Raw genomic sequence first — 13,788 nt, 5'->3', positions numbered from 1 at the left:
GCTCCGGCGCCGAGCTTGCGCTCGCCGACGAGCTGATCAACCGGATCGCCACCGGCGCCGACCCGATCCGGGGCCGGAACACCCGCGCCGTGGTCCCCGGCACCCGCCCCGGTCCGGTCCGGGACCGGCACTCCGCGGGCGGGGGCGGCCGGCGGTCCCGGACCGGGAGCGCGGTGCCCGCGCCGGACCACGGCGGCCCCGTACCTCGGGGTGACGACGGCCCGGGGACGCCACCGTCCGAGCCGTCCGGCTGGGCGAACGCGACCGGCGAGACGGCCGACGACGCCGGTGAGATCACCATGTACTACCAGCCGCAGATCGCCATCGCGACCGGCGAGGTGGTCGGCGTCGAGGCGTTGCTGCGTTGGCGACACCCGCGCCGGGGCATGGTCGACCCGGAGGAGCTGATCCGGGTCGCCGAGCAGAGCGCGGTGATGCGGCTGCTCACCCGGCGGGTCGTCGACGATGTGGTGGAGCAGCTCGCCAAGTGGTTGGCGGCCGGCATCGGACTGCGCGCGGCGCTGAACGTGAGCGTCCGCGACCTGCACACCGGGGAGATCGCCGACCAGATCGCCGACCGGCTGGCCCGCTACGGGGTGCCGGCCGAGCGACTGCAACTGGAGATCACCGAGGGTGCCCTGATGGCCGATCCGCGTCGGGTGCTGGCCACCATCTCCCGGCTGCACCGGATCGGGGTGGCCATCGCGCTGGACGACTTCGGCACCGGTTATTCGTCCCTGCAACACCTGCGCCGGTTGCCGCTGTCCGAGGTGAAGGTGGACCGGTCGTTCGTGCTCGGCATGGCCGACGACGCCGACGACGCGGCGATCGTCCGGTCGATGATCGAGCTGGCGGGCGCGCTGGGGCTGCGGGTGGTCGCCGAGGGCGTGGAGGACGAGCGGACCTGGCGGATGCTGCACGCGGCCGGCTGCGACGCGGCCCAGGGCTGGTTCTACGCCCGACCGATGCCCGCGGAGGAGCTGGTCACCTGGCTGGCCCGCTACCGGCCGGTCCGTCCGAGCGGCGGGCACCCGGAGCCGGACGCCGGTCGCCGACCCGCCCGCTGACCCGGCACGAGGGGCGGCGGAGGGGGAGTCGGGGACGCGGCACGGGAGCGGAACAATAGACTCGCTCCGGTCACCGCGCGTCACGCTCCACCCGTCGCGCGGCGGGCACACCGCCCGACCAGCAGGACATCAGAAGGGGGCACGGATGGCCGCCATCTCCCGCGAGGAGGTCGCGCACCTGGCGCGCCTGTCGCGGCTCGCCGTCACCGAGGAGGAGCTGGACACGTTCGCCGGCCAGCTCGACGTGATCCTCCAGGCGGTCGCCCAGGTCGGCGAGGTCGCCGCCGCGGACATCCCGCCGACCTCGCACTCGGTGCCGCTGACCAACATCTTCCGCGAGGACGTCGTCACGCCGTGCCTGACCCCGCAGGAGGTGCTGTCGGGCGCGCCGGACGCCGAGGACCAGCGTTTCCGCGTACCGCGGATCCTGAGCGAGGACGTGGCCTCATGAGCGAGCGCCAGCGAGCGAATCAGCATTGCAGCCCGGTGGTGCCTCGTGGCGTCACGGAGCGAAGCGGAGTGACGGCATGAGCGATCTGACCAGAATGACCGCGACGGAGATCGCCGCCCTGGTCGCCGGCGGCGAGACCTCCGCCGTCGAGGTGACCCGAGCGCACCTGGACCGGATCGCCGAGGTCGACGACCGGGTGCACGCCTTCCTGCACGTGGACACCGACGGCGCGCTGGCCGCGGCCCGCGCGGTGGACGAGCGCCGGGCCGCCGGCGAGGAGCTGGGCCCTCTGGCCGGTGTGCCGGTCGCGGTGAAGGACGTCCTCGCCACCCGTGGCGTGCCCACCACCGTGGGGTCGAAGATCCTGGAGGGTTGGCGCCCGCCGTACGACGCGACGATCGTCCAGCGGCTGCGTGACGCCGGCACGGTGATGCTCGGCAAGACGAACATGGACGAGTTCGCCATGGGCTCCTCCACCGAATACTCGGCGTACGGGCCGACGCACAACCCGTGGGACCTGACCCGGATCCCGGGCGGCTCGGGTGGTGGCAGCGCCGCCGCGCTGGCCGCGTACGAGGCGCCGCTGGCGATCGGTTCGGACACCGGCGGCTCGATCCGTCAGCCCGGCGCGGTCACCGGCACGGTCGGCGCGAAGCCCACCTACGGCGGCACCTCCCGCTACGGCCTGGTGGCCTTCTCGTCGTCGCTGGACACGCCCGGCCCGTGCGCCCGTAACGTGCTCGACGCGGCCCTGCTGCACCAGGTGATCGGCGGGCACGATCCGCGTGACTCGACCTCGATCCCGCAGCCAATGCCGGATGTGGTGGCGGCGGCGAGGCTCGGCGCGACCGGCGACCTGACCGGTGTGCGGCTCGGCATCGTCAGCGAGTTCGTCGGCGAGGGCGCCGAGACGGGCGTGATGACGGCGTTCCGCGAGTCGGTGGACGCGCTGACCAAGATGGGCGCCGAGGTCGTGGAGATCTCCTGCCCCACCTTCGCGTACGCGCTGCCGGCGTACTACCTGATCGCGCCGAGCGAGTGCTCCTCCAACCTGGCCCGGTTCGACGGGGTCCGTTTCGGCCTGCGGGTCGGCGACGACGGCAACCGGTCGCTGGAGGAGGTCATGTCGCTGACCCGGGAGGCCGGCTTCGGCCCCGAGGTCAAGCGCCGCATCATGATCGGCACGTACGCGCTGTCGTCGGGTTACTACGACGCGTACTATGGGCAGGCGCAGAAGGTCCGGACGCTGATCACCCGGGATTTCACCGCCGCGTTCGAGCAGGTGGACGCGCTGATCTCGCCGACCACCCCGTTCACGGCCTTCCCCATCGGCGCCCGCACCGCCGACCCGTACCAGATGTACCTGGCCGACCTGTTCACCATTCCGACCAACCTGTACGGCGGGCCGGGCATCTCGGTGCCCTGCGGCCTCTCCGAGGGGCTGCCCGTGGGCCTGCAGGTGATGGCCCCGACGATGGCCGACGACCGGATGTACCGGGTCGCGGCCGCGCTGGAGTCCGCGGTCGGCACCTTCACCCCACCGGCACTGTGAGGCAGGAGCCCAGATGACGACGACGCTGCCCGCGTACGACGAGGTCGTCGCGCGCTACGAACCGGTGATCGGCCTGGAGACCCACGTCGAGCTGGGCACGAACACCAAGATGTTCTGCGGTTGCCCGACCGACTTCGGTGGCGAGCCGAACACCCGGGTCTGCCCGGTGTGCCTGGGGCTGCCCGGGTCGCTGCCGGTGGCCAACAAGGCCGCCATCGAGGCGATCATCCGGATCGGCCTGGCGTTGAACTGTTCCATCGCCGAGTGGTGCCGGTTCGCCCGGAAGAACTACTTCTACCCGGACATGCCGAAGAACTTCCAGATCAGCCAGTACGACGAGCCGATCTGCGTCGACGGTTACCTGGACGTCGAGGTGGGCGGCGAGACGGTGCGGATCGAGATCGAGCGGGTGCACCTGGAGGAGGACACCGGCAAGACGCTGCACGTCGGTGGCGCCACCGGCCGTATCCACGGCGCGACGGAGTCGCTGGTCGACTACAACCGGGCCGGCATCCCGTTGGTCGAGATCGTCACCAAGCCGATCACGGGCACCGGGGCGCTCGCCCCCGACGTGGCCCGGGCGTACGTCGCCGAGCTGCGCGACGTGATCCGCACCCTCGGCGTCTCGGACGTGCGGATGGAGGAGGGTTCGCTGCGCTGCGACGTGAACACCTCGCTCAACCTGCCGGGCGCGGAGTGGGGCACCCGTACCGAGACGAAGAACGTCAACTCGCTGCGGTCGGTGGAGCGGGCGGTCCGCTCGGAGATGCTGCGGCAGGCGTCGGTGCTGGACGCGGGTGGCCGGATCACCCAGGAGACGCGGCACTTCCACGAGGACACCGGTGACACCACCCCGGGTCGATCGAAGGAGACGGCCACCGACTACCGGTACTTCCCGGAGCCGGACCTGGTGCCGATCGCTCCGGACCCGGCCTGGGTCGCCGAGCTGAAGGCCGCCCTGCCGGAGCTGCCGCGGGTGCACCGGCGTCGGCTCCAGCAGCAGTGGGGGCTGTCCGACCTGGACATGCAGTCGGTGCTGAACGCCGGTGCGGTCGAGCTGATCGAGGCCACCGTGGCCGCCGGTACCACCCCGGCGGCGGCCCGCAAGTGGTGGCTGGGTGAGCTGTCCCGGCGGGCCAACGAGAGCGGCGTGGAGCTGGCCGACATCGGGGCCACCCCAACGCAGGTCGCCGAGCTGCAGGGCCTGGTGGACGCCGGAAAGCTCAACGACAAGATGGCCCGTACGGTGCTGGAGGGCGTGGTCGACGGTGAGGGCTCGCCCACCGAGATCATGACCAGTCGGGGCCTGGAGGTCGTGTCGGACACGGGCGCGCTCACCGCCGCCGTGGACGAGGCGATCGCCGCCAACCCCGGCATCGCCGACAAGATCCGCAGCGGCAAGGTCGCCGCGGCCGGCGCCCTGGTCGGCGCCGTCATGAAGACCACCCGCGGCCAGGCCGACGCGAAGACCGTCCGCGAACTCATCCTGGAACGCCTCGGCGTCCAGGGCTGATCCGTAGGGACGAACGGGCTGGCGCGTGCTGCGCCAGCCCGTTCGCCGTGCAATCCGCAACCCCCCTTGCGAGGGCGTCAACGGCGACGCCCGGATGGAGCCACCGTGAACCAGCACGACCTCGATGTCCTCGACGAGATCCAGCGGCGGGTGCTCTGGCTCGCCACCCGGATCGTCGACGCCGCCAACCACGACCGGGCCACCGGCGACGGGGTGAAGGTCGGCGGCCACCAGGCGTCCAGCGCCTCGCTCGTCACCGCGATGACCGCCCTGTGGTTCGCGCATCTGGACGCCGAGGACCGGGTCGCCGTCAAGCCGCACGCCTCCCCGGTGTTCCACGCCATCCAGTACCTGCTCGGCAACCTGGACCGTTCGTACCTGCCCCGGCTGCGGGCCCGCGGCGGCCTCCAGTCGTACCCGTCGCGCACCAAGGACCCCGACGAGGTGGACTTCTCCACCGGCTCGGTCGGTCTCGGCGCGGCGCGCCGCTCTTCGCCGCCGCCACCCGCCGGTACGTCGACGCGCACTTCGGCGCCCGGCCGCACTCCCGGTTCGTGGCGCTGATCGGCGACGCCGAGCTGGACGAGGGCAACATCTGGGAGGCGGTCGCCGACCCGGCCACCACCGGGCTGGGCAACGTCATGTGGCTGGTCGACTTCAACCGTCAGTCGCTGGACCGGGTCGTCCCCGGCATCCGGATCAACCAGTGGCGCGGCCAGTTCGAGGCGGCCGGCTGGCACGTCGTGGAGGTCAAGTACGGCCGCAAGCTCGCCGAGGCGTACGGGCGGCCGGGCGGCGAGGCGTTGCGCGACTGGATCGACGCGATGCCCAACGAGCAGTACCAGTCGCTGTTCGGGCTGGCCGGCCCGGCGCTGCGCAAGCAGTTCCTGGACGGCGCGCCGGCGGGCATCGCGGAGTTCATCGCCGACATTCCCGACGAGGAGCTCGGCCCGCTCGTCACCGACCTGGGTGGGCACGACCTGTCCGCGATGCTCGACGCGTACGCCCAGTGCGACGCCGTCACCGACCGGCCCAGCGTCGTCTTCGCGTACACCGTCAAGGGGTGGGGTCTGCCCATCGCCGGCAATCCGCGCAACCACTCGGCGCTGCTCAGCTCCGAGCAGGTGGACACGTTGCGGGCCGCGCGGGGCCTGACCCGCGACACCGAGTGGGACCGCCTCGACCCGGCGTCACCGGCCGGCATCCGGGCCGGCGCCCGCCGGGAGGCGCTGTCCCGCGCGCCGCGCGAGCGCGCGCTGGGGGTCACCGTTCCGGAGAGCACCGGAGTACGCGCCAACAAGCCGATCTCCACCCAGGAGGTCTTCGGTCGGGTGCTGGTGGACCTGGCCCGCGACCGGGAGGTGGGCCGCTACCTCGTCACCACCGCCCCGGACGTGGCCACCTCCACCAACCTGGCCGGGTTCATCAACAAGACCGGGGTGTTCGCCCCCACCGAGCAGCGTTCCTGGACCGAGGACCGGATGCTGCGCTGGACCGAGAGCCCCGCCGGGCAGCACATCGAGCTGGGCATCTCCGAGATGAACCTGTTCCTGCTGCTCGGCCAGCTCGGCCTGTCCTGGGACCTGTCCGGGCAGCCGCTGCTGCCGGTGGGCACCGTCTACGACCCGTTCGTGCTGCGTGGCCTGGACGCGTTCCTGTACGGCACGTACTCCGGCTCCCGGTTCGTGGTGGCGGGCACCCCGTCGGGCATCACCCTTGCCCCGGAGGGCGGCGCCCACCAGTCCACCATCACCGCGTCGGTCGGCCTGGAACTGCCCGGCGTGACCTTCCTCGAACCGGCGTACGCGGCCAGCCTCGACTGGCTGCTCTGCGACGCGCTCGGGCAGATCGCCGGTGGGTCGACGCCGGCCGCGACCGCCGCGCCGACCGAGGACGGGGCGTACTACTTCCGGCTGAGCACCCGCCCGCTGGACCAGGCGCCGTTCGAGGCTGCCCGGACCCGGCTCGGTGACGCGGTGCTGCGCCGGCAGGTGATCGCCGGGGCGTACCGCCTCGTCGACGCGCACCAGGCGTACCCGCACCTGGCCGACGCCCCGGTGGTGCAGCTGGCCGCCTCCGGCGCGGTGCTGCCCGAGGTGCTGGCCGCCGCGGCGGAGCTGGCCGACGAGGGCATCGCCGCGCACGTGGTGGACGTGACCTCCCTGGACCGGCTCTACCGGGCCTGGCAGCGCACCCTGCGTCAGGGTGTGCGGACGGCCACGGTGCCCAGCGTGCCGGGCGCGCTGCGGTCCGCGTTCGTCGACCGGGTGCCGGTGGTGACCGTGCACGACGCCGCGTCGCACGCGATGGCCTGGCTCGGGTCGGCGCTCGGCGCGCCCGCGGTGCCGCTCGGGGTGGACGAGTTCGGTCAGTCCGGTAGCGTCGCCGAGCTGTACGAGGTGCACGACCTGCTGCCCGGCAGCATCGTCAACGCCGCCCTGGCCGCCATCGCCCTGCGCTGATCCCCGGCGCCCCGGCCCGCGCTCAGCGGGTCGGGGTCGGTGTCGGGGTGACCGAGGCGGGCGCGCCCGCGGTCGGGTTCTCCACCACGTGCCGCTCCAGGTTGACCTGGGCCTGCCCGGTGCCGCCGACGGTGATGTCGTCGTACGCCTGGAGCATCTTGTTCTGGTCGAAGTAGAGCACGCTCATCGACAGCGGGGTCGGTTTCTCACCCTCCAGGCCGCGGAGCCCGGCACCGCCGGTGGAGCCCTCCACCATGAGGGCGGTGGGCTGCTGCCCGGGGGCCTGGGGCAGCTTGGAGACCTGGCGTGCGTGGGTGTGCCCGGCCAGCACCAGCGGGCAGGTGCCGGCGAGCGGACCGGCCGACGCCGGGTCGTGCACCAGCGCGATGTTCACCGGCTGGGGCGAGCGGCGCACCGTGGCCGCGAGCTGCTCACCGGTGCCGATCACCTGGTCGGCGACCTGCTGGGTCAGGCCGCTGCCGGCGGGTGAGGTGTTCTTGTCCGGGGTGAAGCGGGGGTCGCCGATGCCGGCGATGGTCAGCCCGGACACCGTCGTCGTCGAGTTGTTCAGGACGATCGCGTTGGGTTCGCGGGCGACGGCGGCGGCGGTCTTGCCGGAGTCGTGGTTGCCCCGGATGAAGACGTACGGCTTCTTGAGCAGGCCGATCGAGCCGACGAAGGACGCCTCCGGTTCGCTGCCCCAGTCGGTGATGTCGCCGGTGTCGATCACCACGTCGATACCGAACTGCTCCACCACCGTCCGGATCAGTTGCCAGCCGGTCGGGTTGAGGTGCATGTCGGAGACGTGCAGCACCCGGGTGGTGCCCGGGGTCGGCTCCAACAGCGGAAGCGCCGAGACGGTGGTGTAGAGCTGACTGACGTTGCCGACCAGGCGCTGCAGCTGCTCGGCGTACTTGGTGTAGTCGTTGGCGATGCGGCGGGCGTCACCGACGATGGCCGGCGCGTTGACCAGCAACCCCTCGTATCGTGGCTCCTCGATCGCCTGGGGGCGGAGGGTCGCCGCCGCCGTGCCGAGGCTGCCGGCCGTGACGAGCAGCGCCAGCCCACCCGCCCAGGCGGTCCGGCGCACGTTGCGGAAGACCAGCCCGGCCAGGAGCAGGGTGGCCAGCACCGCCGAGGCGAGGGTCCGCAGGCCCAGTCGCATCACCCCGGAGCGGACGTCCTCGACGGCGCTCTGGCTGGCCCGGCTGATGCTGGCCGGGTCGTCGAGCAGCGCCTCCGTGCGGCTCTGGTCCAACGCGCCCAGCCGCACGGTGAGGTGGACCGGCCCGTCGTGGCTGTCCAGCAGCAGCGCGCCGAGCGGCGGTACGTCGACCGTGGTGCCGCCGGCGCTGGCCGGAGTGAGGGCGAGGTTGGCCCGGAACGGCCCGATGTCGGTGTCCACGTGCCCGCCGGCCAGCACCCCGAGCACCGCCCCGGCCAGGCCCACGGCGAGGATGGCGAGGATGACCCCGGTGCGGCGCAGCGGGCCGGTCCGTCTGCCCGCCCGCGGTGACGGGTCGCCACGGAACACCGGGGGGTCGGCCCGGCCCCCGGTGTCGTCGTGCTGCTCGTCGCGCTGCCCGTCCATGCTGAGATTCTGACCTGCCCGTCGAAAGATCTTGGCAAACCTGAACGGATGGTGACGAAGGTCAGCTGCGACCGCCGTCACCGCCGGCGAACACCACCCGCAGCAACCGGTCGTCGTCGGCCGCCGGATCGCCGCGCCCGTCGTGGTTGGAGGTGCTCACCCAGAGTGACCCGTCCGGCGCGGCGGCCACCGCGCGCAGCCGTCCGTACCGGTTGGTGAGCAGCTCGCTGGGCTGGCCGAGCAGCGTGCCGGTGTCGGTCACCTCCAGCACCCACAGCCGCTTGCCCCGCAGGCAGCCGGTGACCAGCAGCTGGTCCGTGGCGGCCAGCCCGGAGCAGGACGCGTCCGACGTCGCCCACTGGGTGATCGGGTCGGTGTACCTCCGGTCGCCCGCCCGTCCCTCGACCTCCGGCCAGCCGTAGTTGCCACCCTTGGTGATCTGGTTGATCTCGTCCCAGGTGTTCTGGCCGAACTCGACCGCGTACATCCGCTTGCTCGCGTCCCAGGCGAAGCCCTGCACGTTGCGGTGGCCGAGAGACCAGACCGGGGAGCCGGGGTACGGGTTGCCCGGGGCGGGTTTGCCGTCCGGGGTGATCCGCAGGATCTTGCCGCCGAGGCTCTTCGCGTCCTGGGCGAGGGGGCGCTCCCCGGCGTCGCCCGTGCTGACGTAGAGCTGCCCGTCCGGGCCGAAGCCCAGCCCGCCGCCGTTGTGCACGTTGGCCCTGGGGATGCCGGTGAGGATCGGGGTCGGCTGCCCACCCAGTTGCAGCCGGACCACCCGGTTGTCCTGCTCGCTGGTGTAGTAGACGAAGAGCGTCCGGTCCTGGGCGTAGCCGGGGGAGACGGCGATGCCGAGCAGGCCGCCCTCGCCCGCCGCCGCCACGTCGGTGAGCGTCTGCACCACCCGGACCCGCAGCCCGTCCGGCCCGGACTCGGGGCCGACCTGGAGGATCCGGCCGTTGTCCCGTTCGGTGACCAGCGCGCCGCCGTCCGGAAGGAAGGCGATGCCCCAGGGCACCCGCAGCCCCTTGGCGAGCACGGTCGCCACCGCCTGCTGGCCGGCGCCGCCGGGCCTCGCGGAGGTCGACGGGGTCGGCAGGTTGGGCGGCTCACCGGCCGGGTCCGGTTCCGGCTCGCCGAAGCTGCAACCCGCGGTGAACAGCAGCGCCGCGCAGGACGCCGCGAGGACCGCCCGGAGGCGGCGGATGCGAGGGTACGGGGGACGGGCGCTCACCCGGCCCAGGGTATCCCGCCGGACGGTCCCGCCGGGCCCGACAGGTGTCCACGGCGGAGCCGACGGTCCCGGGCGGGAACGCTCAGCGGGCCCGCACGGCGAGCAGCGCGGTGTCGTCCTCCCGATGCTGGAGCGAGGCGACCAGCAGGTCACACAGCTCGTCGAGGGGCACATCGCGCGTGCCGTTGAGCCGGTTGGCCAGCTCGGCCAGCCCCTCGTCGATGGACCGGTCCCGACGCTCGATCAGCCCGTCGGTGTAGAGCAGCAGAGTGTCGCCGGTCGCCAGGCTGGCCGAATGGCTGGACCGCCGCGAGGGCCGGGCCAGGCCGAGCAGCGGTTCCGGTGTCGCCTCGAGGGCTTCGACCGTGCCGGCGGCGCGGACCAGCAGGGCCGGCGGGTGGCCAGCATTGGACCAGGTCAGCTCGTGCACGCCGGCGTGCTGGGGGCAGATCCGGACGAGCGTCGCGGTGGCCGCGATCGGCAGTCGCAGGCCGCGGATCGCGCCGTCCAGGTGGGTCATCAGCTCCCCGACCGCGTCCGGCCGACCGAACGCGTTGCCGCGTACCAGGTTGCGCAGCTGCCCCATGGTCGCGGCCGCCTCGATGTCGTGCCCGGCCACATCCCCGATCGCCGCGATCAGGTCCCCGTCGGGCTGGACGAAGGCGTCGTACCAGTCGCCGCCCACCTCCACCCGGTCGGCCGCCGGCTGGTAGCGGGCCGCCAGTTCCAACTCGGCCACGACCGGCAGCCTCGGCAGCATGCTGTGTTGCAGGACCTCGGCGACGTGTCGCTGTTCGCCGTACATCGAGCTGTTGCCGATGGCCTGCCCGGCGCGGCGGCCGATGTCCATCGCGGTGATCACGTCGCGGTCGTCGAACTGCTGACGCTCGGCCGCGTTGACGAGGGTGATCGCGCCCAGCACGGTGCCGCCGGCCGCGCGCACCGGCACACTCAGGTAGGAGGTGATGCCCAGTCGCTGGGCGATCGGGCCCATCTCCGGATTCGTGGTGCCCCGTGACACGTCGACCAGGGACGCCGCGCTGCCGAGCCGGGGCTGACCGGTCCGCAGCACCGCCCGGATGATCGACTCCGGGCTCAGGCTGGTACGCAGCAGGTCGGCGAAGCGGTCGACGTCCGCCGTCCGGGCCGGGTCGCGGTGCACCGCGACGACCTCGCGGGGCTGACCCGTCGGCCCGACCAGGGTGAGCAGACACCAGTCGGCGAGCAGCGGCACCATGGTGGCGGCGAGCCGGCGCAGCGCGACGCCCACGTCCAGGGTGTCGGCCAGCGTCTCGCTCACGCCGGCCAGCAGCTCCAGTCGCTCGTGCGCCTGTACGACCCGCCGACGCGCCTCCTGCGCGCCGTCCAGCGCGATCCGCAGCCGAAGCTCCGACGAGCAGGCGGCCGCCAGGTCCGCCAGTGTCCGCAGCTGCGCGGCGGACCAGGCGCGGGGCTTGTTGTCGATGGCGCAGAGCGCGCCGAGCACCCGGCCGGACAGGTCGGTCAGCGGCATCCCGGCATACGCGACCACACCGAGGTCGTCGATGGCCAGGTTGTCGCGTACCCGGGGGTGGAGCCGGGCGTCCGGCAGCACCATCGGCACCTCGATGTCCACCACGTGTTGGCAGAACGAGTGGCTCAGCGGCGTCTGTCGGCGTTGCGACCAGGGCTCCGGCAACCCGACCGCGCCGGGGAAGAACTGCCGGTCGGCCGAGACCAGGGACACCAGCGCGACCGGGACGTCCAGCAGGTCGCTGACCAGTCGGGCGAAGCGGTCGAACGCCTCGTCCGGGGCGGCGTCCAGCCCGGTGTCGGCGAGCGCGCGCAGCCGCGCCGGATCGCCGAGCCTCGGTGGAGGTCCGGTCGCACGGCGAGGGCTGGCGGGGGAGCCGTCGGTCATCGAGCACCTGTCTGCCGGGGTGGAGGCCGACCGGCCCTCCGGCCCTTCGTTATACCTCGTCCAGGCCAGGGGCGAGCATCGGTGTGCTGAGTCTCGCCCGCTGCGGGGCCGCGCGCCACCTCCGTGCGGTCCGATCCCCGCCGTGCCCGCGCGGGCCGTCGCGTCGGGGGCTATCGTCGGCGGACGTGAAGGTATGGATCCCGCACCAGGCCGGCCTGAATCTCATCGGTGAGTTGCCGTCGGACGTGACGGTGGAGGTCGTGGAACACGCCGACCGGTTGCCCTCGACGGGGGCCGGCGTGCGGTTCTGGGTGCCGCCGTTCCTGGGCGGTACGGATTCGACGGCGTTGCTGCGTGAGCTGCCCGACCTGGCGGTGGTGCAGCTGCTGTCGGCCGGCGCGGACGCCTGGGTGGGTCGGACGCCGGACGGTGTGACGCTCTGCGACGCCCGGGGCGTGCATGATCCGTCGACGGCCGAGTGGGTCGTCAGCGCGATCCTGGCCCAGCTGCGGGCGTTCCCGGCGTTCGTCCGGGCACAGGCCGACCGCCGGTGGGCGTACGACGGGTTCACCCCGACCGACGAGCTGACCGGCAAGCGGGTGCTGATCGTCGGGGCCGGTTCGATCGGCACGGCGGTGCGGGACCGGCTCGCGCCGTTCGAGGTGAGCTTCACCCTGGTCGCCCGCACCGCCCGGCCGGAGCAGGGGGTGCACGGCGTCGAGGAGCTGCCCCGGCTGCTGCCCGAGGCGGACGTGGTGGTGGTGCTGGTGCCGCTCACCGACCAGACCCGTGGTCTGATCGACAAGGAGTTCCTGGCCGCGATGTCGGACGGGGCGCTGCTGGTCAACGCGGCCCGGGGGCCGGTGGCCCGTACCGAGGCGCTCGTCGCCGAGTTGGGCACGGGCCGGATCTCGGCGGCCCTGGACGTCACCGACCCGGAGCCGTTACCGGCCGACTCGCCGCTGTGGACGATGCCGAACGTGCTGCTCACCCCGCACGTCGCGGGGTCGGTGCGCGGGCTGTTGCCTCGGGCCTACCGGCTGGTGGGCGATCAGGTGCGGAGGTTCGCCGCCGGCCAGCCGCTGATCAACACGGTGGTCGACGGCTACTGACCGGTCGTCTCGGTCGTCTCGCCCGGCAGCGTCTGGCCGGTGGCCGACACCAGGCGGGGCAGGTCCACGCCGCGTACCGCCGGCAGGGTGACCTGCTGGCCGTCGTCGAGCCGGGCGACGGCCCGACCGCGTGGGTCGGTGGTCAGCTCGGCGACCTGGTCCCAGTCGATGCGGCGCTGCCCGGCCAGTGCGCGCAGGCGCAGCCCTCGGGCGTCGGCGTCGGTGCCGGCCCGCCAGGCCCACACCGCGACGCCGAGCGGGACGAGCAGCACCGGCAGCAGGTAGCCGCGCGCGTTGGCCAGCGGCAGCGCGCCGATGAAGGCGATGACCGCGGCGACCAGGATGGCTTGGTTGTACCGGAAGCGGACCGTATCGGGCTTACTCACCCTGCGATGATCCCACCCCCGGCGGATCCGGGTCCCGGCGGGCGGTGCCGGGGCGGCCCGGTTCGCCGTACAGTGACACAGGTCATTGCTTCCGTCCGATGACCAACGCGTAACCGATTCGGCCGCTGGTCGTTCTCGACTGGTGGGCAGCGGACCCGCAACGTCCGATGTCCCGCACTGCCGCACCGCCGCACCGCCCCCGTGCCCCCTCACGAAGGCGACCGCCGTGCTCCTCGCGTACCCGTTCCGCGTCCACGTCCCCCGCCGTGCGGTGCCGGAGGCCGCCGTGTCGACGGCGGTGGCACTGCTCGTCCTCGCCGGCGCCGCCGATCTGGTCCCGACCTCGGTGGTGATCGCTCTGGCCGGCGGCGCGGGCGCCACGCTCGCCGGTGTGCGGCTCTCCCGCCTGGCCGTCCGGCACCCCGCCGACCCCGTGCCCGCCGACCCTGTGCCCACCGAACCGTCCGGGCGCGCGGCGGGCGTGCGGCTCGACGCGGCGGTGGTGGCGGCCGGTCTCGCC

At 73.2% G+C, this 13,788-nt stretch carries 9 protein-coding genes and 2 pseudogenes; 7 read left to right on the top strand and 4 right to left on the bottom strand.

Annotated elements, in window-relative coordinates:
- From JNW91_RS23440 to JNW91_RS23420, 5 genes and pseudogenes are all read left to right on the top strand, one after another.
- Nucleotides 1-1,067, top strand: a 1,067-nt coding sequence (locus JNW91_RS23440) for an EAL domain-containing protein (RefSeq protein WP_203177595.1), incomplete at its 5' end; no start/stop codon positions are given.
- A 145-nt stretch (nt 1,068-1,212) separates the two neighbouring features.
- Nucleotides 1,213-1,518: an Asp-tRNA(Asn)/Glu-tRNA(Gln) amidotransferase subunit GatC gene (gene gatC, locus JNW91_RS23435; protein ID WP_139586470.1), complete on the top strand. Its 306-nt coding sequence runs from the start codon at nt 1,213-1,215 to the stop codon at nt 1,516-1,518.
- A 76-nt stretch (nt 1,519-1,594) separates the two neighbouring features.
- Nucleotides 1,595-3,070, top strand: a complete 1,476-nt coding sequence (gatA, locus tag JNW91_RS23430) for an Asp-tRNA(Asn)/Glu-tRNA(Gln) amidotransferase subunit GatA (RefSeq protein WP_203177594.1) — start codon at nt 1,595-1,597, stop codon at nt 3,068-3,070.
- 13 nt (nt 3,071-3,083) lie between these two features.
- A complete protein-coding gene (gene gatB, locus JNW91_RS23425; protein WP_203177593.1) occupies nt 3,084-4,583 on the top strand; it encodes an Asp-tRNA(Asn)/Glu-tRNA(Gln) amidotransferase subunit GatB in 1,500 nt (499 codons plus the stop codon).
- A gap of 105 nt (nt 4,584-4,688) precedes the next feature.
- Nucleotides 4,689-7,045 (top strand): annotated as a pseudogene (locus JNW91_RS23420) (transketolase-like TK C-terminal-containing protein).
- A 22-nt stretch (nt 7,046-7,067) separates the two neighbouring features.
- Here the strand turns inward: JNW91_RS23420 and JNW91_RS23415 are convergent.
- The 3 genes from JNW91_RS23415 to JNW91_RS23405 form a co-directional block, all read right to left on the bottom strand.
- On the bottom strand, nt 7,068-8,636 hold the full coding sequence (locus JNW91_RS23415) for a metallophosphoesterase (RefSeq protein ID WP_203177592.1): 1,569 nt from the start codon (nt 8,634-8,636) through the stop codon (nt 7,068-7,070).
- 61 nt (nt 8,637-8,697) lie between these two features.
- Nucleotides 8,698-9,870, bottom strand: coding sequence for a PQQ-dependent sugar dehydrogenase (locus JNW91_RS23410; protein WP_203177591.1), 1,173 nt, complete (start codon nt 9,868-9,870; stop codon nt 8,698-8,700).
- Between the two features lie 82 nt (nt 9,871-9,952).
- Nucleotides 9,953-11,770, bottom strand: coding sequence for a SpoIIE family protein phosphatase (locus tag JNW91_RS23405; protein ID WP_203177590.1), 1,818 nt, complete (start codon nt 11,768-11,770; stop codon nt 9,953-9,955).
- Between the two features lie 185 nt (nt 11,771-11,955).
- Here JNW91_RS23405 and JNW91_RS23400 point away from each other — a divergent pair, with 185 nt between their 5' ends.
- Entirely contained in the window at nt 11,956-12,882 is a 927-nt protein-coding gene (locus JNW91_RS23400) for a 2-hydroxyacid dehydrogenase (protein ID WP_203177589.1), read from the top strand.
- Here JNW91_RS23400 and JNW91_RS23395 read toward each other — a convergent pair.
- Nucleotides 12,876-13,268 (bottom strand): PH domain-containing protein, encoded by a 393-nt coding sequence (locus JNW91_RS23395; protein ID WP_203177588.1) that lies wholly within the window; start codon nt 13,266-13,268, stop codon nt 12,876-12,878. The two genes, JNW91_RS23400 and JNW91_RS23395, sit on opposite strands and share 7 nt — an antisense overlap.
- Before the next feature lie 226 nt (nt 13,269-13,494).
- Between JNW91_RS23395 and JNW91_RS23390 the strand changes: the two are divergent.
- Nucleotides 13,495-13,788, top strand: a pseudogene (locus tag JNW91_RS23390) (GGDEF domain-containing protein); the annotation flags it as partial.

It is taken from the genome of Micromonospora parastrephiae (assembly GCF_016802865.1).
Lineage (GTDB): Bacteria > Actinomycetota > Actinomycetes > Mycobacteriales > Micromonosporaceae > Micromonospora > Micromonospora parastrephiae.
Note: the sequence above shows the minus strand (reverse complement) of the source record. Positions and strands in the feature narration are given on the sequence as shown.

Excerpts from the sequence above, each read along its gene's own strand:
- gatC (WP_139586470.1), top strand. The coding sequence starts at position 1,213 with ATGGCCGCCATCTCCCGCGAGGAGGTCGCGCACCTGGCGCGCCTGTCG.
- gatA (WP_203177594.1), top strand. The coding sequence starts at position 1,595 with ATGAGCGATCTGACCAGAATGACCGCGACGGAGATCGCCGCCCTGGTC.
- gatB (WP_203177593.1), top strand. The coding sequence starts at position 3,084 with ATGACGACGACGCTGCCCGCGTACGACGAGGTCGTCGCGCGCTACGAA.
- JNW91_RS23415 (WP_203177592.1), bottom strand. The coding sequence starts at position 8,636 with ATGGACGGGCAGCGCGACGAGCAGCACGACGACACCGGGGGCCGGGCC.
- JNW91_RS23405 (WP_203177590.1), bottom strand. The coding sequence starts at position 11,770 with ATGACCGACGGCTCCCCCGCCAGCCCTCGCCGTGCGACCGGACCTCCA.